The organism is Actinophytocola gossypii, from assembly GCF_025165815.1.
In the GTDB taxonomy this organism is placed as follows: domain Bacteria; phylum Actinomycetota; class Actinomycetes; order Mycobacteriales; family Pseudonocardiaceae; genus Actinophytocola; species Actinophytocola gossypii.
On the sequence record NZ_JAFFZE010000015.1, the window covers coordinates 135,106 to 156,176 of the forward strand.

At 72.7% G+C, this 21,071-nt stretch carries 28 protein-coding genes; 17 read left to right on the forward strand and 11 right to left on the reverse strand.

Going from position 1 to position 21,071, the window contains the following annotated elements; translation table 11 throughout:
• Window positions 1-7 precede the first annotated feature (7 nt).
• Window positions 8-826 carry a carbon-nitrogen hydrolase family protein gene (locus tag JT362_RS19495; protein WP_260192798.1) on the reverse strand — a complete coding sequence of 273 codons (819 nt, stop codon included), beginning with the start codon at window positions 824-826 and terminating at the stop codon, window positions 8-10.
• 36 nt (window positions 827-862) lie between these two features.
• Here JT362_RS19495 and JT362_RS19500 point away from each other — a divergent pair, with 36 nt between their 5' ends.
• Both JT362_RS19500 and JT362_RS19505 read left to right on the forward strand, forming a co-directional pair.
• Window positions 863-2,398 carry an ABC transporter substrate-binding protein gene (locus JT362_RS19500; RefSeq protein WP_260192799.1) on the forward strand — a complete coding sequence of 512 codons (1,536 nt, stop codon included), beginning with the start codon at window positions 863-865 and terminating at the stop codon, window positions 2,396-2,398.
• The gene (locus JT362_RS19505) at window positions 2,395-3,570 is read left to right on the forward strand and encodes an aminotransferase class V-fold PLP-dependent enzyme (RefSeq protein WP_260192801.1); all 1,176 of its coding nucleotides are present in this window, start codon (window positions 2,395-2,397) and stop codon (window positions 3,568-3,570) included. The genes JT362_RS19500 and JT362_RS19505 overlap by 4 nt, the downstream gene beginning before the upstream one ends.
• An 80-nt stretch (window positions 3,571-3,650) precedes the next feature.
• Here JT362_RS19505 and JT362_RS19510 read toward each other — a convergent pair whose 3' ends face one another.
• A complete protein-coding gene (locus JT362_RS19510) occupies window positions 3,651-4,898 on the reverse strand; it encodes a M14 family metallopeptidase (RefSeq protein WP_260192803.1) in 1,248 nt (415 codons plus the stop codon).
• Between the two features lie 183 nt (window positions 4,899-5,081).
• On the opposite strand from JT362_RS19510, the gene hisD reads away from it, so the two are divergent.
• From hisD to JT362_RS19530, 4 genes are read left to right on the forward strand one after another with little or no spacing between them, the layout of a single operon-like run.
• Window positions 5,082-6,404, forward strand: coding sequence for a histidinol dehydrogenase (gene hisD / locus JT362_RS19515; RefSeq protein ID WP_260192804.1), 1,323 nt, complete (start codon window positions 5,082-5,084; stop codon window positions 6,402-6,404).
• Window positions 6,401-7,498 (forward strand): histidinol-phosphate transaminase, encoded by a 1,098-nt coding sequence (locus tag JT362_RS19520; protein WP_260192807.1) that lies wholly within the window; start codon window positions 6,401-6,403, stop codon window positions 7,496-7,498. Before hisD ends, JT362_RS19520 begins: the two co-directional genes overlap by 4 nt.
• Complete coding sequence (hisB, locus tag JT362_RS19525) at window positions 7,495-8,094, forward strand: imidazoleglycerol-phosphate dehydratase HisB (protein WP_260192809.1); 600 nt, start codon at window positions 7,495-7,497, stop codon at window positions 8,092-8,094. The genes JT362_RS19520 and hisB overlap by 4 nt, the downstream gene beginning before the upstream one ends.
• A gap of 10 nt (window positions 8,095-8,104) precedes the next feature.
• On the forward strand, window positions 8,105-8,263 hold the full coding sequence (locus tag JT362_RS19530; RefSeq protein WP_260192810.1) for a CG2302 family histidine operon protein: 159 nt from the start codon (window positions 8,105-8,107) through the stop codon (window positions 8,261-8,263).
• On the opposite strand, the gene JT362_RS19535 is transcribed toward JT362_RS19530, so the two are convergent.
• Window positions 8,256-8,816 (reverse strand): TetR/AcrR family transcriptional regulator, encoded by a 561-nt coding sequence (locus JT362_RS19535; protein WP_260192812.1) that lies wholly within the window; start codon window positions 8,814-8,816, stop codon window positions 8,256-8,258. The two genes, JT362_RS19530 and JT362_RS19535, sit on opposite strands and share 8 nt — an antisense overlap.
• Before the next feature lie 30 nt (window positions 8,817-8,846).
• Between JT362_RS19535 and JT362_RS19540 the strand changes: the two genes are divergently transcribed.
• A complete protein-coding gene (locus JT362_RS19540; RefSeq protein WP_260192813.1) occupies window positions 8,847-9,245 on the forward strand; it encodes a DnaJ family domain-containing protein in 399 nt (132 codons plus the stop codon).
• A 10-nt stretch (window positions 9,246-9,255) separates the two neighbouring features.
• Here the strand turns inward: JT362_RS19540 and soxR are convergent, their stop codons facing one another.
• Entirely contained in the window at window positions 9,256-9,732 is a 477-nt protein-coding gene (soxR, locus tag JT362_RS19545) for a redox-sensitive transcriptional activator SoxR (RefSeq protein WP_375546531.1), read from the reverse strand.
• A gap of 83 nt (window positions 9,733-9,815) precedes the next feature.
• On the opposite strand from soxR, the gene JT362_RS19550 reads away from it, so the two are divergent.
• The 3 genes from JT362_RS19550 to hisH all read left to right on the forward strand — a co-directional run bounded on the left by JT362_RS19550 (window position 9,816) and on the right by hisH (window position 12,160).
• The gene (locus JT362_RS19550; RefSeq protein ID WP_260192817.1) at window positions 9,816-10,490 is read left to right on the forward strand and encodes a thiamine pyrophosphate-binding protein; all 675 of its coding nucleotides are present in this window, start codon (window positions 9,816-9,818) and stop codon (window positions 10,488-10,490) included.
• Between the two features lie 149 nt (window positions 10,491-10,639).
• Window positions 10,640-11,518, forward strand: coding sequence for a transketolase family protein (locus tag JT362_RS19555; protein ID WP_260192818.1), 879 nt, complete (start codon window positions 10,640-10,642; stop codon window positions 11,516-11,518).
• Between the two features lie 9 nt (window positions 11,519-11,527).
• Entirely contained in the window at window positions 11,528-12,160 is a 633-nt protein-coding gene (gene hisH / locus JT362_RS19560) for an imidazole glycerol phosphate synthase subunit HisH (protein ID WP_260192819.1), read from the forward strand.
• Here hisH and JT362_RS19565 read toward each other — a convergent pair.
• Window positions 12,144-13,094 (reverse strand): GlxA family transcriptional regulator, encoded by a 951-nt coding sequence (locus tag JT362_RS19565; protein WP_260192820.1) that lies wholly within the window; start codon window positions 13,092-13,094, stop codon window positions 12,144-12,146. The genes hisH and JT362_RS19565 overlap by 17 nt on opposite strands.
• 106 nt (window positions 13,095-13,200) lie before the next feature.
• On the opposite strand from JT362_RS19565, the gene JT362_RS19570 reads away from it, so the two are divergent.
• The 5 genes from JT362_RS19570 (at window position 13,201) to priA (ending at window position 16,228) form a co-directional block, all read left to right on the forward strand.
• Window positions 13,201-13,842 carry a DJ-1/PfpI family protein gene (locus JT362_RS19570; RefSeq protein ID WP_260192821.1) on the forward strand — a complete coding sequence of 214 codons (642 nt, stop codon included), beginning with the start codon at window positions 13,201-13,203 and terminating at the stop codon, window positions 13,840-13,842.
• The gene (locus tag JT362_RS19575) at window positions 13,839-14,285 is read left to right on the forward strand and encodes a DUF2269 family protein (protein ID WP_260192823.1); all 447 of its coding nucleotides are present in this window, start codon (window positions 13,839-13,841) and stop codon (window positions 14,283-14,285) included. Before JT362_RS19570 ends, JT362_RS19575 begins: the two co-directional genes overlap by 4 nt.
• Window positions 14,282-14,521: a hypothetical protein gene (locus tag JT362_RS19580; protein ID WP_260192824.1), complete on the forward strand. Its 240-nt coding sequence runs from the start codon at window positions 14,282-14,284 to the stop codon at window positions 14,519-14,521. Before JT362_RS19575 ends, JT362_RS19580 begins: the two co-directional genes overlap by 4 nt.
• A gap of 103 nt (window positions 14,522-14,624) precedes the next feature.
• A complete protein-coding gene (locus JT362_RS19585) occupies window positions 14,625-15,491 on the forward strand; it encodes a helix-turn-helix domain-containing protein (RefSeq protein ID WP_260192826.1) in 867 nt (288 codons plus the stop codon).
• Window positions 15,488-16,228 carry a bifunctional 1-(5-phosphoribosyl)-5-((5-phosphoribosylamino)methylideneamino)imidazole-4-carboxamide isomerase/phosphoribosylanthranilate isomerase PriA gene (gene priA / locus JT362_RS19590; protein WP_260192827.1) on the forward strand — a complete coding sequence of 247 codons (741 nt, stop codon included), beginning with the start codon at window positions 15,488-15,490 and terminating at the stop codon, window positions 16,226-16,228. The genes JT362_RS19585 and priA overlap by 4 nt, the downstream gene beginning before the upstream one ends.
• Here priA and JT362_RS19595 read toward each other — a convergent pair.
• The 5 genes from JT362_RS19595 to JT362_RS19615 are packed head-to-tail and all read right to left on the reverse strand — an operon-like array spanning window position 16,215 to window position 19,298.
• Window positions 16,215-16,595: a PPOX class F420-dependent oxidoreductase gene (locus JT362_RS19595; protein WP_260192828.1), complete on the reverse strand. Its 381-nt coding sequence runs from the start codon at window positions 16,593-16,595 to the stop codon at window positions 16,215-16,217. The genes priA and JT362_RS19595 overlap by 14 nt on opposite strands.
• 36 nt (window positions 16,596-16,631) lie before the next feature.
• Window positions 16,632-17,201: a Uma2 family endonuclease gene (locus JT362_RS19600; protein ID WP_260192829.1), complete on the reverse strand. Its 570-nt coding sequence runs from the start codon at window positions 17,199-17,201 to the stop codon at window positions 16,632-16,634.
• A 17-nt stretch (window positions 17,202-17,218) separates the two neighbouring features.
• Window positions 17,219-17,956, reverse strand: a complete 738-nt coding sequence (locus JT362_RS19605; RefSeq protein WP_375546532.1) for an ABC transporter permease — start codon at window positions 17,954-17,956, stop codon at window positions 17,219-17,221.
• Window positions 17,953-18,675, reverse strand: coding sequence for an ABC transporter ATP-binding protein (locus JT362_RS19610; protein WP_260192830.1), 723 nt, complete (start codon window positions 18,673-18,675; stop codon window positions 17,953-17,955). Before JT362_RS19610 ends, JT362_RS19605 begins: the two co-directional genes overlap by 4 nt.
• Window positions 18,676-18,725: 50 nt before the next feature.
• Window positions 18,726-19,298 carry a TetR/AcrR family transcriptional regulator gene (locus JT362_RS19615; RefSeq protein WP_260192831.1) on the reverse strand — a complete coding sequence of 191 codons (573 nt, stop codon included), beginning with the start codon at window positions 19,296-19,298 and terminating at the stop codon, window positions 18,726-18,728.
• A 38-nt stretch (window positions 19,299-19,336) separates the two neighbouring features.
• On the opposite strand from JT362_RS19615, the gene hisF reads away from it, so the two are divergent.
• Complete coding sequence (hisF, locus tag JT362_RS19620) at window positions 19,337-20,095, forward strand: imidazole glycerol phosphate synthase subunit HisF (RefSeq protein WP_260192833.1); 759 nt, start codon at window positions 19,337-19,339, stop codon at window positions 20,093-20,095.
• Window positions 20,092-20,433: a phosphoribosyl-AMP cyclohydrolase gene (hisI, locus tag JT362_RS19625; RefSeq protein ID WP_260192835.1), complete on the forward strand. Its 342-nt coding sequence runs from the start codon at window positions 20,092-20,094 to the stop codon at window positions 20,431-20,433. The genes hisF and hisI overlap by 4 nt, the downstream gene beginning before the upstream one ends.
• Here hisI and JT362_RS19630 read toward each other — a convergent pair.
• Window positions 20,426-21,031 (reverse strand): TetR/AcrR family transcriptional regulator, encoded by a 606-nt coding sequence (locus JT362_RS19630; RefSeq protein ID WP_260192837.1) that lies wholly within the window; start codon window positions 21,029-21,031, stop codon window positions 20,426-20,428. The two genes, hisI and JT362_RS19630, sit on opposite strands and share 8 nt — an antisense overlap.
• Between the last annotated feature and the right edge of the window lie 40 nt (window positions 21,032-21,071).

A 21,071-nucleotide genomic window follows, 5' to 3' on the forward strand; every position in this document is an offset into this window, starting at 1 on the left:
GGGGGTTTCAGAGCCGGCGGTTGGCCAGGACCGGGATAGACTCGCGGGTTCGGTTCACCAGCGGTAGGTCCAGGTCGACCACCAGCAGCTCCGGGGCGGCGCCGAGTTGGGCCGACACCTCGCCCGACGGGCCGGCGACCGTGCTGTACCCGATCCCGGTCGGCGCCTTCGGATGTACCGCCAGCCCCGACTCCGCCGGGTCGGCCTGCCCGCACGCGACCACCCAGCACGTCGAGTCCAACGCCCGCGCCCGCACCAGCAACTCCCACTGCGACAGCTTCCCCGGCCCCGCCCCCCACGACGCCCCGACCAGCACCGCCGACGCCCCGTGGTCGGCCAGGCGGGTGAACAGCTCCGGGAACCGCAGGTCGTAGCAGGTCGCGAGGCCGAGGGTGACCTCGTCCACGGTCACCGTCACCACGTTCCCGCCGGGCGCCACCGTCCGGGATTCGGTGAACCCGAACGCGTCGAACAGGTGGATCTTGTCGTACCCGACGTGCTGACCACGCCCCGTGGCGAGCAGCGTGTTGAACACCCTTCCGTCGTCAGAGGGGGTGAACATCCCCACCACCACGAGCACGTCGTGTGACGACGCGATCTCCGCCACCGCCGACGCCCACGGCCCGTCGACCGGCTCGGCCAGCGGCGCCAGCGACGTGCCGAAGCACGCCATCGTCGCCTCGGGGAACAGCACCACCGAGGCCCCGGCCGCGGCCGCCTCCGCCACCGACGACCGGACGAGCGTCAGGTTGTCCGACGGCGACGGCGTGGACGTGATCTGGCTCAACGCGACCCGCACGCTGCCTCCCGAAGTCACCCGATCCACCGACACGAGGATAGGTCCCCCGACTAGGGTCGGCCCGTGCCCACCTTGTCGTTCCGCCGTCTCGTGCCGTCGCTGCTCGCGGTCGTGCTGCTGGCCGGCGCCTGCACCGGCGACCCGGCGCCCCCGGCCTCCGGCGACCCGGACGGCACCTCCCTGGTCATCGCGGTCGCCGAGGAGCCCACCGCGCTGAGCCCGCTCGCCGGCTACGGCCTGCACGGCGCGGCCAAGGTCTTCGACGGCCTGGTGGAGCACGCCGACGACCTCACCCTGCGCCCGGCACTCGCCACCGGCCTGCCGGCACCCTCCGCGAACGGTCGCACCTGGACGGTCCGGCTCCGGCCCGGCGTCACCTTCTCCGACGGCACCCCGTTCGACGCACAGGACGTCGTCGCCACCTACCGGGCCGTGCTCGACCAGCGCGACGGGTCGCCGCTGCGGCAACGGTTCTCGATGCTGGACCGGGTGGTCGCCGACGACTCCTCGACCGTCCACTTCGAACTCAGCGAGCCGTACGCGCCGTTCCCCGAGCTGCTCGTGCTCGGCATCGTGTCCAGCGAATCCGTCGGCGGCGACGATCCTCCCGTCGGCACCGGGCCCTACGTCCTCGCCGACTGGCAGCGCGGGACCCGCATGGTGCTCGAGGCCAACGAGGACCACTGGGACGGCACCCCCGCCATCACCGAGGTCACAGTCGAGTTCGTGCCCGGCGACGAGGCCCGCGCGGACCGGATGCGCGAGGGCAAGCTCGACGGGGCCGCGCTGCCCCCGGCGCTCGCCCGCGAGTTCGAGAACACCGACGGCCTGCAGATCGTGTCGCACAGCGCGGCCGACGTGCACGCGGTGGTGCTGCCGTCGAACCACCCGGTCACCGGCGACCCGGCGGTGCGGCTCGCGCTCAACCACGCCATGGACCGCGCGACGCTGGTCGACGACGCGCTCGCCGGACAGGGCCGGGTCGCGCACACCCCGATGCCCGGGGTGCTCGCCGAGTTCGTCGAGCCGGGCGCGGTGTTCGAGCACGACCTGACCCGCGCGCTCGACCAGCTGGAGTCCAGCGGTTGGGTCACCGGCGCGGACGGCATTCGGGTGCGCGACGGCCGGGTCGCCGAGTTCACCCTGACCTACCTCGCCGGCGACATGGTGGCCAGGCGGATGGCGGAGGCGTTCGCGGCCGGCGCGCGGTCGGTCGGCATCCAGGTGGAGCCCTCGCCGGTGGCCGCCGAGCAGCTGAGCGGCGCATCGCTGGTCGGCTTCGGCGACCCGTTCGACCCGGACACGGCCCTCTACCGGTTGCTGCACTCCGGCGGGTCGCTCGGCGGGTACGCGAACGACACCGTCGACGAGGCGCTGGAGGTCGGCCGCACCGCGACCGACCCGGCGCTCCGGGCGACCGCGTACCGGCGAATGCAGCGGGCCTACGTGCAGGCGCCCGGCATGGTCGTGCTGGCCGCCCCGAACCACACCTACGTCATGCGTGAGAGTTGGGACGGCTACGAGCCGGTGGTCGACGGATCGTCCGCCGGCGCGACCTGGGGAGCATGGTGGAACCTGGCGGAATGGACACCCCGATGATCGATCTGGCCGCGGTCCGCGCCGACACCCCGGGTTGCCGGCGCGGCGTGTTCCTGGACAGCGCAGGCTCGTCGCTGCCGCCGGTGCAGGTACTCGACGAGGTGGTCGGCCACCTGCGGCGGGAGGCCGAGGTCGGCGGCTACGTCGCGCACGACGAGCGCCTGCCGGACCTCGAGGCCGGCTACGGGCTGATGGCGTCGCTGCTGGGCTGCGAGCCGGACGAGGTGGCGTTCACCGACAGCGCCACCCGTTCGTGGCTGGCCGCGTTCGACGCCGTGCCGCTGACGGCGGGCGACCGGGTGCTGGTGACCGAGGTCGAGTACGCGGGCAACGCGATCCCGCTGCTGCGCCGGGCCGCCGAGGTGGGCGCGACCGTCGAGCCGGTGCCGAGTACGCCGGCCGGCGAGATCGACGTCGCCGCGCTGCGGGAGATGCTGGACGAGCGCGTGGCGCTGGTGTCGCTGGTGCACGTGCCGACCAACGGCGGCCTGGTGAACCCGGTCGCCGAGGTGGCCGAGGCCGCGCACGAGGTCGGCGCGCTGGTGCTGCTGGACGCGTGCCAGTCGGTGGGCCAGCTGCCGGTGCTCGCGTCCGAGCTGGGCGCGGACATCGTGTCGGGCACCGGCCGGAAGTGGCTGCGCGGCCCGAGGGGCACCGGTTTCCTGGTGGTCCGCCGGCCGGTACTCGAGCGACTGCGGCCTCGGCAGGTCGACCTGCGGTCGGGCACCTGGATCTCGCCGGACAGCTACGAGCTTCGGGCGGACGCGCGGGTGTTCGAGCTGTGGGAGTCGAGCACCGCCGACCGGCTCGGCCTGCTGGCGGCGGCCCGCTACGCGCTCGACCTGGGCGTCGACGCCATCGCCGACGCCGTGCTCGCCCGGGCCGAGCACCTGCGCGCCGGGCTGGCCGAGGTGCCCGGCGTCGAGGTCCACGACCTGGGCACGAACCGCTGCGGCATCGTGAGCTTCACGGTGGCGGACCGGGAGCCGGAGCAGGTCCGGGCCGAGTTGGCCGCCCGCGACGTCACGGTCACGGTCACCGGCGTCGGCTCGACCCAGTACGACATGACGCGCCGGGGCCTGCCGGAGGTCGTGCGCGCCTCGCCGCACTACTTCACGTCACCGGACCAGCTCGACGAGGCGGTCGCCGCCGTGGCGGCACTGAAGCGCTGAGACCTGGCTGAGAAGCGTCACGGAACTGTCGGTGGCCCCCGGTACGCTGGTGACCGGGGGCCGGAGGCCAACCGACCCGGTCAGCCGGCGTTGGTGAGCAGGATGTCGACGGCCGCGTCGTTGCGGGCGGTCTGCGGGCCGATCTCCTCGTCCGGCGGGTAGAAGCCGTCGATGCCCCCGCTCGCCGGGTACATCTCGAAGCAGAAGCTGAGCACCTTGTGGGTGCCCCACATCCAGTCGTTGATGTCACCGTCGGTGATGTACAGGCTGCTCGACTGGCCCGGGGTGTAGCCGTTCGATTCGGCCATCCGGGTGCCGACGTCCTCGAACCGCGCGTACTCCTCCTCGGTCATCCCCTCGGTGACCTGGTCGTTCGTGTGCCCGAACGGCCACAGCACCAGCTCGCTGAACGTGTGGAAGTCGATGTGCGCGGTGATCTGCTGCTCGCCGCCGACCACGCGCGAGTTCACCCAGTTCTGTACGTTCGTCACTTCCGGTGCCGACGCCGCGGACGCGCCCCGGTAGGTCTCGGCCGACGGCGTGCCGCTCGAACCGCCGCAGCAGCCCCACTTGTAGGAGAAGTTGCGGTTCAGGTCCGTCCCCACCGACCCGTCCTCGTTCGGCTGGCGGTTCTTGCGCCAGCCCTGGTACTCCCCGCCGGAGATGTCGAACTCGGCGCCGTCCGGGTTCTGCGACGGGATCACCCAGATCTCCCGGGTGTCCACGAAACCGGTGACCGTCTCGTCCGAGCCGTAACCGTCCGTGAACCGGTTGACGATCCGGAGGCACATCTCCGTGGTCAGGTGCTCGCGGGCGTGCATGGTGCAGGTGAACAGCACCTCTGGCTCGTCCTCGTCGGTCGCGGCGTTGTCGCTGATCTTGACGATCGGCATGTCGCGGCCCTCGTACGAGCTGCCGACGCTGGACAGCGACGCGATCTCGGCGTGCTCGTCCGCCGCCGCCCGCAGCTCGGCCACCATTTCGTCGTAGGTGTGGTAGCCCTCGTCGCCGGCCGGGAAGTCGGCGACGGACCGGGGGCCGGACCGCGACGTGAGCGCCGCCGCCACGTCGCCGGTCAGCTCGACGTCGAAACCACGCGCACGCAGGGCCGACGCCTGCGCCGGGCTCGCCACCACCTCGACCGCGCCGCCGCGGACGCCCAGGACGTCCACCCCGGAGCGGGCCACCTCGGTGCGCGCCTCGGCGTCGGCGGCGGTCACGCGATAGAGCCCACGATCGGGCGATTCCTGGGCGGAAGCCGACCATCCGGTGACGAGCGCCAACGCGCCCACGACCGCGACCAGCGCCAGCCGGCGACGTGTCCTCATGTCCCCTCCCGGGTCCGTGCCTGCGCGGTCGAGCCTGCTGCGCGTGCCCGACCAGCGACAACCCGTCGTTGGTCGGAGATCGGACACCACCGCCGACCGCCAGCCGAAGGTAGTGGGCCGTTCGGCCGCGCGCCGGACGGCTTAGGCTGGAGACCCCCGGAGGAACGATCCAGAGGAAGCCCGATGCTCAGCCGCACCGACCTGCGTGGTCGCGTCCCGTCCCCGGCCCAGCTGCGCGCCGTCCTGCCGCGCGCCGACGTCGACGTGGACGCCGTGCTGCATCAGGTTCGCCCGATCGTGGACGACGTCCGGGACCGCGGCGTCCCCGCCGTCCTCGACCACACCGAGCGCTTCGACACCGTCCGGCCGGCCACGGTCCGGGTGCCGGAGGAGGCGCTGAAGGAGGCACTCGACGGGCTCGACGCGCGTGTCAGGGCCGCCCTCGACGAGTGCGTCGCCCGGGCCCGCGCGGTGCACGCCGACCAGCGCCGCACCGACACCACCACCCAGGTCGTGCCCGGCGGCACGGTCACCGAGCGCTGGGTCCCGGTCCGCCGGGTCGGCCTGTACGCGCCGGGCGGACTCGCGGTCTACCCGTCGAGCGTGGTGATGAACGTCGTCCCGGCGCAGACCGCCGGCGTCGAGTCGCTCGTCGTCTGCTCGCCGCCGCAGGCCGAGTTCGGCGGCCGCCCCCACCCGACGATCCTGGCCGCCGCCGCGCTGCTCGGCGTCACCGAGGTCTGGGCGGTCGGCGGCGCGCAGGCCGTGGCGCTCCTCGCGTACGGCGGTGAGGACACCGACGGCACCGAGCTGGAGCCGGTGGACCTGGTCACCGGGCCGGGCAACGTCTACCTCACCGCCGCGAAGCGCCTGCTGCGCGGGCTCGTCGGCATCGACGCCGAGGCAGGCCCGACCGAGATCGCGATCCTCGCCGACGCCACCGCCGACCCGGTGCACGTCGCCGCCGACCTGATCAGCCAGGCCGAACACGACACGCTCGCCGCGAGCGTGCTCGTCACCGACTCCACCGACCTCGCCGACGCCGTGGACGCCGAGCTGGCCCGCCAGGTCGAGCGCACCCGGCACACCGAGCGGATCACCACCGCGTTGCGCGGCAAGCAGTCCGGCTGCGTGCTCGTGTCCGGTATGGACGACGGGTTGTCCGTCGTGGACGCCTACGCCGCCGAGCACCTCGAGGTGCAGACCGCGAACGCCAGCGAGGTCGCCGCCAGGGTCCGCGCGGCCGGCGCGATCTTCGTCGGCCCGCACAGCCCGGTCTCGCTCGGCGACTACTGCGCCGGCTCCAACCACGTGCTGCCCACCGGCGGCTGCGCGCGGCACTCGTCCGGCCTGTCCGTGCAGACGTTCCTGCGCGGCATCCACGTCGTCGACTACTCCCGCGAGGCGCTGCGGGCGGTCGCCCCGCACGTGGTCGCGCTGGCCGACGCCGAGGACCTCCCGGCACACGGCCAGGCCGTCACCGCCCGCTTCGGGAGTGCCGAATGATCGGTGCCGACATCGGCCTGGCCGACCTTCCGCTGCGTGACGACCTGCGCGGCCGCAGTCCCTACGGGGCCCCGCAGCTGGACGTGCCGGTCCGGCTCAACACCAACGAGAACCCGTACCCGCCGCCGCCCGCGCTGGTCGCCGACGTGGCCGAGGCCGTCGCCGAGGCCGCCGCCGGCCTGCACCGCTACCCCGACCGCGACGCCACCGAACTGCGCGCCGACCTCGCGCGCTACCTGTCGGCGGTCACCGGCGTCCAGCTCGGCGTCGAGAACCTGTGGGCCGCCAACGGTTCCAACGAGGTCCTGCAGCAGATCCTGCAGGCGTTCGGCGGACCGGGCCGCACCGCGCTCGGCTTCGAGCCGTCGTACTCGATGCACCCGATCATCGCCGCCGGCACCCGCACCGAGTGGGCGCCGGCCCCGCGCCGCGACGACTTCACCCTCGACACCGCCCGCGCCGCCGAGATCCTCGCCGCGCGCGGGCCCGACGTCGCGTTCGTGACCAGCCCGAACAACCCCACCGGCGGTTCGATCCCGCTCGCCGACCTGCGCGAGCTGGCCGCCGCGGCGCCCGGCCTGCTCGTCGTCGACGAGGCCTACGGGGAGTTCTCCGACCAGCCGAGCGCGACCAGGCTGCTCGCCGAGTTCCCCGCCAAGCTGGTCGTGTCCCGCACGATGAGCAAGGCGTTCGCGTTCGCCGGCGGCCGGCTGGGCTACCTCGCCGCCGCGCCGGCGGTCGTCGACGCCCTGCAACTGGTCCGGCTGCCCTACCACCTGTCCACGCTCACCCAGGCCGCCGCCCGCGCCGCCCTGCGGCACGCCGACGACACCCTGCGCTCGGTGCACGCGCTGTCCGCCGAGCGGGACCGGGTGATGGAGTCGTTGCGCGGCCTCGGTTTCCACGTCGTGCACAGTGACGCCAACTTCGTCCTCTTCGGACGGTTCACCGACGCGCACGCCAGCTGGAAGTCCTATCTGGACGCCGGCGTGCTCGTCCGCGACGTCGGTGTCCCCGGGCACCTGCGCGTCACCATCGGAACCCCGGCCGAGAACGACGCGTTCCTGGCCGCCAGTAAGGAGATCGTCAGGTGAACCGCATCGGCAGGATCGAGCGGACCACGAAGGAGTCGTCGGTCGTCGTCGAGATCGACCTCGACGGCGCCGGCAAGGTCGACGTGTCGACCGGTGTGCCCTTCTACGACCACATGCTCACCTCGTTCGGTGTGCACGGCGCGTTCGACCTGTCCGTCCGCGCCACCGGGGACGTCGAGATCGACGCGCACCACACCGTCGAGGACACCGCGATCGTGCTCGGCCAGGCGCTGGCGAAGGCGTTGGGGGACAAGCAGGGCATCCGCCGCTTCGGCGACGCCTGGATCCCGATGGACGAGACGCTGGCGCACGCCGCGGTCGACGTGTCCGGCCGGCCGTACTGCGTGCACCTGGGCGAGCCGGAGTCGATGGTCGGGTTCACCGTCGGCGGCAACTACCCGACCGTGCTGAACCGGCACGTGTTCGAGTCGTTGGCGTTCCACGCGCGGATCGCGCTGCACCTGCGCGTGCTGCACGGCCGCGACCCGCACCACATCACCGAGGCACAGTACAAGGCGCTCGCCCGGGCGCTGCGGGCCGCGGCCGAGCCCGACCCTCGGCTCACCGGCGTGCCGAGCACCAAGGGCGTGCTCTAGGCTTCGGGTCGTGTCCAGGGAAGTCGTCGTCATCGGTCTGCTCGCGGTCGCCGGGATCCTGGTCGGCGGCGTCTACTCGACGTACAAGACGGCGAAGGTGATGGCGGCCGTGCTCGGCGTCGCGGCCGTGTTGGCGCTCGGCGGCGCGATCGTGTGGCTGGTCAGCTGAGGATCCGGTCCAGCTGCTCGTCCAGCGCGGCGAGCGCGTCGGCCGGCGTCAGGTAGCCGGAGACCAGGTACGCCGAGAGCCCGGTGCCCAGCGCCAGCAGGCTGGTCGCGGTGCGTTCCGGGTGGACGGCGGGGGCGGCGTCGGCGAGGAGCGCGGCCAGCACGGGCTGGAGCTCGTCCGGCCCGGCGGTGTGCGGTTGCGCGGCGAGCGCCGGGTCGGTGAACGCGAGCGCGGCGTACGCGGCGTGGAGCCGGTAGAGGTCGGTACTCGTGTCGTCGGTGGGGAGCAGGGCGCGCAGGATCGCGCGGATCCGGTCGGCCGGCGAGCCGTCGTGTTCGGTACGCGGGCGCAGCAGCTCACGCAGGTGGAGCAGGCCGCCCGCGAGCAACTCGGCCTTGGTGGGGAAGTAGTACTGGACGAGGTTGACCGAGACGCCCGCCTCCGCGGCCACCTCCCGGAACCCGGTCGCGTGCAGTCCGCTGGTCCTGGCGCGGCGGACGAGGGCGTCGGCGAGCTCACGCCGCCGCTCGTCGTGGTCGACTCGTTTCGGCACAGGTTCATCGTACCGCTGTACTATAAAAACGTGACGGAGCGGAAACCACGGGGAATGCCGGCCGAGGACTGGGTGGAGCGGCAGATCCGCATGGCCCAGGAACGCGGCGAGTTCGACGACCTGCCGGGCGCCGGCAAGCCGATCCCGAAGCGGCGCGGCGGGACGATGGAGTGGGTCGCGCGGAAGCTGCGCGAGGAGAACGCGGACACCGCGGCGCTGCTGCCCCCGTCGCTCGCGCTGCCCAAGGAGGTCGCTGAGCTGCCGGAACGGCTGGCGAAGGAACGCTCGGAGCACCGGGTACGCGAGATCGTGGCGGACCTGAACGAGCGGATCGCCGCGGCCCACCGGGCGCCCCAGGTGGGCCCGCCGCTGCGGGTGGGCGAGGTGGACGTGGAGGACGCCGTCGCGACCTGGCGCACCGCGCGGTGACCGGGCGGCGTCAGCCGATCCCGCCCTCGGACCTCGCGCGGAGCCGAGGAGCCCCTGGCCCGTAGGCGGCCAACTCGTCGTCCTTGTTCATCAGGTTGCACGACTTCAGCGAGAGACAGCCGCAGCCGATGCACGCGGTGAGCCGGTCTCGGAGGCGTTGCATCGCGTCGATCCGGGCGTCCAGCTCGCCCCGCCACAGGTTGGACAGGCGGGTCCAGTCGGTCTTGGTGGGGGTGCGGCCGGCCGGCAGCGTGGCCAGCGCGTCCCGGATCTCCTCGAGCGAGAGGCCGACCCGCTGCGCGGTGCGGATGAACGCGAGCCGCCGCAGCACGGCGCGCGCGTACTTCCGCTGGTTGCCGGCGGTCCGCTCCGACGTGATCAGGCCCCGTTCCTCGTAGAACCGCAGCGCCGTGTGCGGCACCCCGCTACGCCTCGACACCTCACCGATCGTCAGCACATTCGGCAGTTTCCCCACGCCGCCGACCATACAGAAGAACCTCGACATAAGTGGAGGAGTTGCTCCAACTTCAACTTGACCTCGACCGAACTCGAGGTCGCATGCTCGCAAGCATGCGAAACGAGCTGGCCGGTCTCATCGAACGGATGACCGGCGACGAGAAACACGACTGGGCCGCCGGGTCCACAATAGACGTCCTGTGGGTCCTCTACGACCGGGTGCTGAACGTCACCCCGGACACCGTCGACGACCCGGACCGCGACCGGTTCCTGCTCTCCAAGGGCCACGGACCCATGTCCTACTACGCCGTCCTGGCCGCCAAGGGCTTCCTCGACCACGACCTGCTCGACACCTGGACGAGCTTCGGCTCACCGCTCGGCCAGCACCCCGACCGGGTCCTGGTGCCCGGGGTCGAGATCGGCTCCGGCTCCCTCGGCCACGGGCTCGGGCTCGGCGTCGGCACCGCGCTCGGCCTCCGCGCGCGACGACGCCGCGGCCGGGTCTTCGTGCTGGTCGGGGACGGGGAGCTCGACGAGGGCAGCAACCACGAGGCCATCGCCATCGCCGGGCGGCTCGGCCTCGACCGGCTCACCACCGTCGTGGTCGACAACTCCTCCGCGAGCCACGGCTGGCCGGGCGGCATCGCCCGCCGGTTCGACGTCGAGGGCTGGCACACCGCCACCGTCGACGGCCGCGACCACGACGCCCTGCACCGCGCCTTCACCGCCGCCCACCCCGGCCGCCCGTCCGCGGTCGTGGCCACCATCGAACCCGAGGAGTACACATGACACGACACGCGCCGACCTCGCCTTCGAACCAACCCCACCCCCTCGTCAACCGCACCTCAGGGGAACGTGACGCGACCCAGCCACAAGTACGTGAGCAACTGAACCCTCTTTCCCATCGTGACCACCGCATAGAAACGCGGGGAGGCGGGATGCGCGATGTGTTCGTGCACACCGTGACCGACGCGCTGGACACCGACCCGCGGCTCGCCGTCGTCACCGCGGACATCTCCTCGGCCGCGTTCGACGACGCGCGGGCGCGGCACCCGGACCGCGTGGTCAACCTCGGCATCCGGGAGCAGGCGATGATCGGCGTCGCCGGCGGGCTCGCGCTCACCGGGCTGCGGCCGGTGGTGCACAGCTACGCCCCGTTCCTCGTGGAGCGCCCGTTCGAGCAGCTCAAGCTCGACCTCGGGCACCAGGACGTCGGCGCGGTGCTGGTCAGCATCGGCGGCTCCTACGACGCCCCGGCCAGCGGCCGGACCCACCAGAGCCCGGCCGACGTCGCGCTGCTCGACACCCTGCCCGGCTGGACCGTGCACGTGCCGGGACACCCCGACGAGGTGGAGCCGCTGTTGCGGGACGCCATCGCCGGCACCGGCCGGGTCTACCTGCGACTGTCCACCCGGGAGAACACCACCGCCCACCCGATCGGGCGGTTCTCCCCGCTGCGGCAGGGCAGCCGCGGCGTGGTGCTGGCCGTCGGACCGACGCTGGACACCGTGCTCGACGTCACGTCCACCCTGGACGTCACGGTGCTGTACGCGAGCACGATCCGGCCGTTCGACCACGCCGGGCTCCTGGCCGCGGTGGCGGGCTCCCGGCCGAACGTCGTGCTGGTCGAGCCGTACCTGGCGGGCACGTCCGCGCACGGCGTGGGGGAGGCGCTCGCCGACGTGCCGCACCGGGTGCGCTCGCTCGGGGTCCGCCGCGACGTCGAGGTGCGGGCGTACGGCACCCCGCCCGAGCACGACGTCGTGCACGGCCTGGACGCCGACGGGATAGCGGCGTCGATCCGGGCGTTCCTCTAGCCTGGTGGGGTGGCACGAGTCGTCGTACTGGACTACGGATCCGGCAACCTGCGGTCCGCGGAGCGTGCGCTCCGGCGGGTGGGCGCGGACGTCGAGGTGACCGCCGACCCGACGGCGGCGCTGGAGTGCGACGGGCTGGTCGTGCCCGGGGTCGGCGCGTTCGCCGCGTGCATGGCGGGGCTGTCCTCGGTCAACGGGGAGCGGCTGATCGGCCAGCGGCTGGCCGGGGGACGCCCGGTGCTCGGCGTGTGCGTCGGGATGCAGATCCTGTTCGAGCGGGGGATCGAGCACGGTGTGGAGTCGGCGGGCTGCGGACAGTGGCCCGGCGCGGTGACCCGGCTGGCCGCCGAGGTCGTGCCGCACATGGGGTGGAACACGGTGCGCGCGCCCGAGGGGTCGGTGTTGTTCGACGGGCTGGACGCGGACACCCGGTTCTACTTCGTGCACTCGTACGCCGTTCGCGAGTGGGAGCTGAACCCGGAGCCGCCGATGCGCGCGCCCCGGGTCACCTGGGCCACCCACGGCGGCGACTTCGTGGCGGCAGCGGAGAACGGGCCACTGTCGGCGACCCAGTTCCACCCGGAGAAGTCCGGTGACGCGGGCGCCCAGCTGCTGACGAACTGGGTCAAGAGCCTGAACTGACGCGGAAGGTCCTGCGGTACGCGCCGGGGGTCACCCCGACTGTCTGCGCGAACTGGGCGCGGAAGTTGCTGGTACTGGGAAAGCCGGTCTGCGCGGCGACCCGGTCGACGGTGTGGTCGGTGGTCTCCAGCAGTTCCTGGGCGTGCCGGATGCGCACGCCGGCGAGCCACTGCACCGGGCTCTGCCCGACCTCGGCGGTGAACCGGCGGGTGAGCGTCCGGACGCTCATGCCGGCCGCCGCGGCGATGTCGGCGAGCGAGAGGCCGCGGTGCGCGTTCTCCTCGATCCACGCCAGCACGTGCTCCAGCGTCGCCGTCCGGTACGTCGGCCGGTTGCGGAGGATGTACTGCGCCTGCCCGCCGCCGCGGTGCGGTGGCGCCACGGCGAGCCGGGCCGCGTCGGCGGCGACGGCCACCCCGTAGTCGGTGCGCACGATGTGCAGGCACAGGTCCAGCCCGGAGGCGGCGCCCGCGGAGGTGAGGACCCGCCCGTTGTCGGTGTAGAGCACGTCGGGATCGACCCGGACGGCCGGGTGGCGGCGGGCGAGCTCGTCGGCGGCGAGCCAGTGGGTGGTGGCGTCCCGGCCGTCGAGCAGGCCCGCCTCGGCGAGGGTGAACGCGCCGACGCAGATCGAGGCGACCCGGGATCCCCGGTCCACGGCGGAGCGGAGCACGTCCAGCACCTCGGGCGGAGCCGGCCGGGAGATGTCGTTCCTGCCCGGCACGACGATGAGGTCGGCGCGTGCGACGGCGTCCAGGCCCTCCGCGACCGCGATCCGCAGCGGCCCGGCGTCGATCACCCGCTCCGGCCCGGCGACGACGACCCGGTAGCCGGCGCGCCCGTCGGGCAGCCTGACCCGGGCGAAGACCTCGATCGGCGTGGCCAGATCGAAGGCGATCGCATCGTCGAGCGAGAGCACCGCCACCGTGTACATGCGCTGATGCTAGCTGGCCAGATTCAGGCGGAACATGACGTGATAGCCACTGGGACGCGTGCGCCGGGCCGCGCAGCATAGGACTCCTCCGACAGGAAGGACACCCATGCGCGCGCAGTTCGTGCTCTTCGACGGCTTCGACCCGCTCGACGTCGTCGCCCCCTTCGAGGTGCTCTCCGCCGGGAGCGAGATCCTCGGCGGCGGCATCGACGTCCAGCTCGTCACGGCCGACGGAGCACGCACGGTGACCTCCGGCACCGCCGGGCTGGCCCTGACCGCGACCGGCACCCTGGACCCGTCGACACCCGGGTACGTCGTGGTCCCCGGCGCGTCCGGCCCGGTCGACGGCGACCCGGACGAGGGAGCCGAGACGATCCAGGTCCTGCTCTCCCGGTTCGCCACCGGCGACGCGGCGCCCCTGCTCCGCCGGGCGCTCGAGGACCCCGCGGTGACCGTCGCGACCGTCTGCGGCGGGTCCCTCGCCCTGGCCATGGCCGGCCTGCTGGACGGGCGGACCGCCACCACGCACGTGCTCGGCATCGACCTGCTCGACGCCACGGGTGCCACCGCGGTCCGGGCGCGGGTCGTCGACGACGGGGACCTCGTCTCCGCCGGCGGCGTCACCTCCGGTCTCGATCTGGCGCTCTACCTGCTGGAACGCGACTTCGGGCCGCGGGTCGCGCACGCCGTCGAGCGGCTGTTCGAGTACGAACGCCGCGGCACCGTCTGGAAGGACGCGCGCGGATGACGGCGTTCCTCCTGTCCGTCCACGTCCTCGCCGCGATCGTGACCGTCGGCCCGGTCGCCGTCGCGGCCAGCATGTTCCCGCCGGCGGCCCGCGCCGCCCCCGCGGCCACGGTCCGGGTCCTGCACCGCGTCACCCGGGTGTACGCCGTGATCGGGATCCTCGTGCCGGTGTTCGGGCTCGCCACCGGCGCCGCTCTCGGTGTCCTCGGCGACGCGTGGCTGATCGTGTCGATGGTCCTCACCGCGGGCGCGGCGGCCGTCCTCGTCGGCCTCGTCCTCCCCGCCCAGCGCCGCACGCTCACCGCACTCGACGTGGGCGAGGCGATCCCCGACGGAATCGGCAGGCGTCTCGCCATGCACACCGGGGTCTTCAACGTCCTCTGGGCCGTCGTGGTCGTCCTGATGATCTACCGCCCGGGATCGACGACGGGCGTGGGCCCGTGAACCCGCTCCGCCTGGCCGGCACGGTCGAACTGGCGACGCTGGTGGTGTTGCTGCTGAACCTGGTCACCGTGCACGAGCCGGCCGTCTCCGGCGTCGTCGGTCCGCTGCACGGCCTGGCCTACACCGCGACGGTCATCGCCTCGGTCCTGCTCATGAACGGGCACCATCGGGTCTGGCTGCTCGCGATCGTGCCCGGTATCGGCGGGCTGCTCGCCGCGCGGGTACTGCCGGACTGATCAGCGGAATGCCGTTCGGCGATATTCCGGGGGGCATTGCGGAAATCGCACGATGGTGGATTTCGTGTGCTTTGTCCAATGGGCAAAGAATAGCGTTCGCGTCATGCATGATCGGGAACCAACGGTGCGGAGCCGGGAGCTCGGGGACGGGCTCCGACGGGCCATGGAGGGCGGCGGCTACCACGCCAGCGGCGTCGCGCGCGAGCTGGGCTGGAGTCCCAGCCGCGTGTCGCGCATCCTGTCCGGGAAGCGGGGCGGGTCCAGCCACGACGTGGCGGCCTTCATCGCCGTCTGCGGGGTGCGCGGTGACGAGCGCGAACGGCTGATGGGACTCAGCTTCGACCACGGGCCGGGGTGGCGGGTGCGCCACCACCCCGGCCTGCCCCGGCGCTCGCGGACGACGCTCGAGCACGAGGAGCGCGCGAGTGCCATCGGCGGGTACTCGGGTGCCGTCGTGCCCGAACTCCTGCAGACCGACGCCTACGCCGCCGCGGTGCTCGCCGGCGGGGCGAACGTGCCGGAGTGGGACGCCGGCGCGCGCGTCGAGGCGGTCGCGGAACGGCAGCGGGTGCTCGACCGGGACGACCCGCCGCGGTGCGTCTTCTACCTGCACGAGTTCGTGCTACACACGCCGGTCGGCGGGTCCTCGGTGATGTCGGAGCAGCTGCACGTGCTGCTCCGGCGCTCGGTGCGGCCCAACCTCACGGTGCGCGTCGTGCCCCGGACGGCCGGCGCGCACCCCGGGATGGCCGGGACGTTCACCCTGCTCGACGTGCTCGACTTCAAGCGCGTCGTCCACCTCGAGGGCGAGACGGCCTCCGACTTCCTCGAGACCTCCGCCGAGGTGCTCGCCTACCAGCGCGTGCTGGACGCCCTGGCCCGCGTCGCGCTCGACGACGTGCGGTCGCGGGAGCTGATCGCCACGCTGGCGACCAGGCTCTACGGCGCGGCCGATACCCTGCCACGGTGACCTTCACGCTTCTGCCAGCCGTCGACGTTCGCGACGGCAAGGCCGTCCGGCTGCTTCAGGGCCGGTCGGGCACCGAGACCGGCTACGGCGACCCGTGGGACGCCGCCCTCGCCTGGCAGCGGGACGGGGCCGAGTGGATCCACCTGGTCGACCTCGACGCCGCCTTCGGCACCGGGGACAACCGGGCCCGCCTCGCCGACATCGTGGGGCGGCTGGACGTCGAGGTCGAGCTGTCCGGCGGCATCCGTGACGACGACTCGCTCGCCGCCGCACTGGCCACCGGGTGCGCCCGGGTCAACCTCGGCACCGCGGCGCTGGAGCACCCCGAGTGGTGCTCCCGGGTCATCGGCGAGTTCGGCGACCGGGTGGCCGTCGGGCTCGACGTGCGGATCGACGACGCGGGGGAGCACCGGCTGGCCGCGCGCGGCTGGACCCAGGACGGCGGTCTCCTGTGGGACGTGCTCGACCGGCTGGAGCGGGACGGCTGCGCGCGCTACGTGGTGACCGACGTGTCCAAGGACGGCACCCTGAACGGGCCCAACCTGGGGCTGCTGCGGGACGTCTGCGCCAGGACGAAGGCGCCGGTGGTCGCGTCCGGCGGCGTGTCCAGTTTGGACGACCTCACCGCGCTGGCGGGTCTCGCGGACGACGGCGTGGAGGGCACGATCATCGGAAAGGCCTTGTACACCAGGGCGTTCACGCTGCCGGAGGCGCTGGCGCGGGTCAGTTCACGCTGATCGCCAGGCACAACGTGCCGTCCCGGCCACGGAACCGGGTGCTGGAGCCGATCACGACCCGGCCGGTGAGACCGTACTTCTTCTTGAGCAGGCGCCGGCCGTGCTCGGTGCCGTCCGCGTCGAGGATCCGGGCGGTGCCGCGCACGGACGTGCCGCGGGGCCGGCCGCGGAAGTCGCACTCGGCGAGCTCGACCTCGGGGTTCCGGCGGACCCGCTTGACCTTGCCGGCGGTGGTCTGGGTCCAGATGATCAGCTCGTCGCCGTCCCGGCCCACCCAGACCGGCGTCGGCACCGGCGTGCCGTCCCGCCGGAACGTGGTGACCAGCAGGTAGCTGGCCCTACCCAGGCGCTCTACATCGGACGTCATGTCGACGACGCTACCGACCGTTCGCTGTGACCGCTCTCAGTACAGGTCGTCCAGGTCGATCCTCAGCGACAGCGGATCGGTCACGGTGACGAGACCGGTGTCCTTGCCCACCAGGACGTACGCGCGGTCGCCCGGACCGAGCCGGTACCGGTACAGGACCGGCGAGGAGTCCAGTAGTTCGAGCCGCCAGAAGTGCTCGATACCGGCCGCCGCGTACTCGGCGGGTTTGGCGATTTGGTCCATGGAGATCGACTGTGGCGACATGACTTCCACGACCAGCAGGCAGTGTTCCGGCCGAAGCACCGAGTCGACGGGCAGCGCCGCCTCGTACACGGCGATGTCCGGTCGCCGGCTCAGCAGTGGGACGTCGCGCAGGCGTAGCTCGACATCCGTGTCGACGGCGTACCGTGCGCCGTCGAGGTGGTTCGCGAGACGGCGAGTTGCCCGCTGGTGGAAGCGAGGAGGATCGAGCCTGGTGACGACGCCTCCGTCGACGACCTCGATCCGCCGGCGACGCTCCTCCGGCAGTGCGTCGTAGTCCCCTGCGGACAAGCCGTCGGGAAAGTGGGCCACCCAGTGGTTCACCCAGTCCTCGAGCGTGATCACGAGCGCAACATACCTGGTCAGGGGGTGCGGCGGCGGAGCGTCGCGGCGCCGAGGACCAGGGCCAGGACCACGCAACCGGCGACGATGGCGAGGTTCCTGAGCAGCGTCCCGTCGACTTCAGCCGTTCGGGTGACGGTGGTGAGGGCGTCGACCGCGTAGGACAACGGCATCACCGCGGACAGCCACTCCAGTACCGGGGTCATCGCCTCGCGGGGGGCGAACAGGCCGCACAGCAGCACCTGCGGCATCACCACCGCGGGCATGAACTGGACGGCCTGGAATTCGGTCCTGGCGAACGCGCTCGCCAGCAGGCCCAGTGCCGTGCCGAGCAGCGCGTCGAGCACGGCGATGAGCAGCAGCAGCCAGACCGATCCGCTGATCTCCAGCCCCAGCCAGGTCAGCGAGATCGCCGCCGCCACCAGCACCTGCACCACCGCGACCAGGCCGAACGCCAGCGCGTACCCGAGCAGCAGATCGAACTTGCCGATCGGCAGCGTCATCAGGCGTTCCAGCGTCGCCGTCGTCCGCTCGCGCAGCGTGGTGATCGAGGTGACGATGAACATGATCGCGAACGGGAACACCGCCAGCAGCGCCGGCGCCGCGGCGCTGAACGCCCGCTCGTCGTTGAACACGTAGCGCAGCAGGACCAGCAGCAGCGACGGGAGCAGCACCATCAGCGCCACCGTCCGGTGGTCGTGCCGCAGCTGGGTCAGGATCCGGCCCGCGGTCGCGCCGGCGAACGTCATCGTGCTCATGCGACGGCTCCCTGTTCCCGGACCAGGCGGAGGAACGCCTGTTCCAGGTCGGCGGTGTCGGTCCTGGCGCGCAGCGCGTCCGGCGTGTCGTCGGCCAGGATGTCGCCGTCGCGCATCAGCAGGAGGCGTTGGCAGCGGGCGGCCTCGTCCATCACGTGGCTGGAGACGATCAGCGTGACGCCCCGGCCGGCGAGCCGGTTGAACAGGTCCCACAGCTCCTCGCGCAGCACCGGGTCGAGGCCGACCGTCGGTTCGTCGAGGACCAGCAGCTCGGGACGCCCGAGCAGGGCCACGGCGAGGCTCGCGCGGCTCAGCTGGCCGCCGGACAGCTCGCCGATGACGTGGTCGGTGTGGCTGCCGAGCCCGACCTCCTCGATCACCCGGTCGACGTCGCCCTTGGGGGCGCGCAGGATCGCGGCGAAGTAACGGAGGCTCTCGCGAACCGTGAGATCCGCGTACACCGCCGGGTTCTGCGTCGCGTAGCCGATCCGGTTCCGCAGCCCCCGGCTGCCGGCCGGCTCGCCGAGCACGGTGACCCGGCCGGCGGCCACCACCTGCACGCCGACCACACAGCGCAGCAGGGTCGTCTTGCCGCAGCCCGACGGACCGAGCAGCCCGGTGATCGATCCGCGCGGTACGGCGAAACCCACGTCGTGCAACACCTCGCGAGAGCCGCGCCGGACGCGCAGGCCCTCGGCCACGACGGCGTAATTATCCATGCGTTTAATTCTGCGCGCCTGACGGACCCGCGTCAAGTCGACGGGAGGGCTCAGACGTCGAAGTAGTGCTGGATCACCGGCGCCACCAGCGCCACCATCTCGTCCTCGTCGGCCGAGGCCATCGGCTCGGCGCCGATGACGTGGCGCATCATCACCACGCCGACCATCTGGGACGCGGCGCCGAGCACCCGCAGTCGAGGCACGCCCAGCGCGGCGGCCACCCGCGCCAGCACCGCCGACTCCATGAACCCGCGCAGCTGGGCGGCCACTTCCGGGCTGCTCGACACCGAGCGCACCAGGGCGAAGAACGGCGCCCGGGTGTCCGGCTCCCGCCACAGGCTCAGGAACAGCCGCAGGATCCGCTCGCCGATCCCGGACCTCGGACCGTCCACCACGGTCTCCACCAGCACCGCCGGGTCGAACGGGAGGTTCATCGCGGCCACGAACACCTTGTCCTTGGAGCCGAAGAAGTGGTGCACCAGCGCCGCGTTGACGCCCGCCTCCGCCGCGATGCCGCGGATCGTCGCCCCGCCGTAGCCCCGCTCGGCGAACTGGCTCCGCGCCGCGGCGAGGATCGCCTCCCTGGTCTGGGTCGGGCCCGGCCGCCTACCGGTACGCGCCACCTCGGCTCCTTCCGTCCGCTGCCAGTATCCTCGACGGCATGTCGGTCGCCGTGCGCGTGATCCCGTGCCTGGACGTCGACGCCGGGCGCGTCGTCAAGGGGGTCAACTTCACCAACCTGGTCGACGCGGGCGATCCGGTCGAGTTGGCCGCCGCCTACGACGCCGAGGGCGCCGACGAGCTGACCTTCCTCGACGTCACGGCGTCCTCTTCGGACCGGGAGACCACGTTCGACGTGGTGCGCCGCACCGCAGAGCAGGTGTTCATCCCGCTGACCGTCGGCGGCGGCGTGCGCGCGGTGTCCGATGTGGACAGGCTGCTGCGGGCGGGCGCGGACAAGGTCTCGGTCAACACCGCCGCGATCGCCCGGCCCGAACTGCTGCGCGAGTGCTCGGAGCGGTTCGGCGCGCAGTGCGTCGTGCTGTCGGTGGACGCGCGGCGCGCCGCGACCCCGTCCGGGTTCGAGGTCACCACGCACGGCGGGCGCACCGGCACCGGCATCGACGCGGTCGAGTGGGCGGCGCGGGGCCAGGAGCTCGGCGTGGGGGAGATCCTGCTGAACTCGATGGACGCCGACGGCACCAGGGCGGGCTTCGACCTGGAGCTGATCAAGCTGGTGCGCGCCGTGGTCGACGTGCCGCTGATCGCCAGCGGCGGCGCGGGCGCCGTCGACCACTTCCCGCCCGCGGTGGACGCCGGCGCCGACGCGGTGCTCGCCGCCAGCGTCTTCCACTTCGGACAGCTGCGGATCGGCGAGGTCAAGGACTCCCTACGAGCGCACGGAGCGGTGGTCCGGTGACCGCGTTGGACCCCGGGATCGCGGGGCGGCTCAAGCGCAACGCGGACGGGCTGGTGTGCGCGGTGGCGCAGCGGCGCGGCACCGGCGAGGTGCTGATGGTCGCCTGGATGGACGACGAGGCGCTGCACCGCACGCTCACCACCCGGCGCGCGACGTACTTCTCCCGCAGCCGGGGACGCCTGTGGGTGAAGGGGGAGACCTCCGGTCACACGCAGTACGTGCACGAGGTGCGCCTCGACTGTGACGGCGACACCGTGCTGCTCGTCGTCGACCAGGAGGGTGCGGCCTGTCACACCGGTGCGGCCACCTGCTTCGACGAGGACGTCCTGCTCACCTGATCGTGTCGGTGATGTAGCGCTGCAGGGTGGGCGCGACCGCGGCGACCATCGTGTCGACGTCCGCCGAGGCCAGCGGCTCGAACCGGGCGACGTAGCGCACCAGGCCCATGCCGACCAGCTGCGAGGCGACCAGCGTCGCGCGGAACTCCGCGTCGTCCGGCGCGACCGGCGCCAGGACCTTCCCCACCACGTTCCTGACGAGGAAGTCCCGCAGCGCGTGCACGGCCAGCTCGTGGCTGGTGATGCTCCGCACCAGCGCGGTGAACACGCCACCGCCGGTGGTGTCCCAGATGCCGATGAACGTGCGCACGATCCGCTCGCCGAGCCCGTCGACGTCACCGTCGAGCAGCCGCTCGACCACGTCCGCCGGGTTGAACGGCAGCTTGAGCACCGCCTCCGCGAACAGGCCCTCCTTGCTGCCGAACCAGTGGTTCACCATGGCCGCGTCGACCTCCGCCCGCGCGGCGATCGCGCGCACGGTGGCGCCGTCGTAGCCCTGCTCGCTGAACACCGCCCGTGCCGCGTCGAGCAGGGCCGCGCGCGTGTCCGTGCCTCCGGGCCGCCGCCCCCGGCGCCGAGGAACATCCTGGTGTCGCACCGGCTCATCATGCCCGACCCGGCCCTGAGGACGCCCGCGG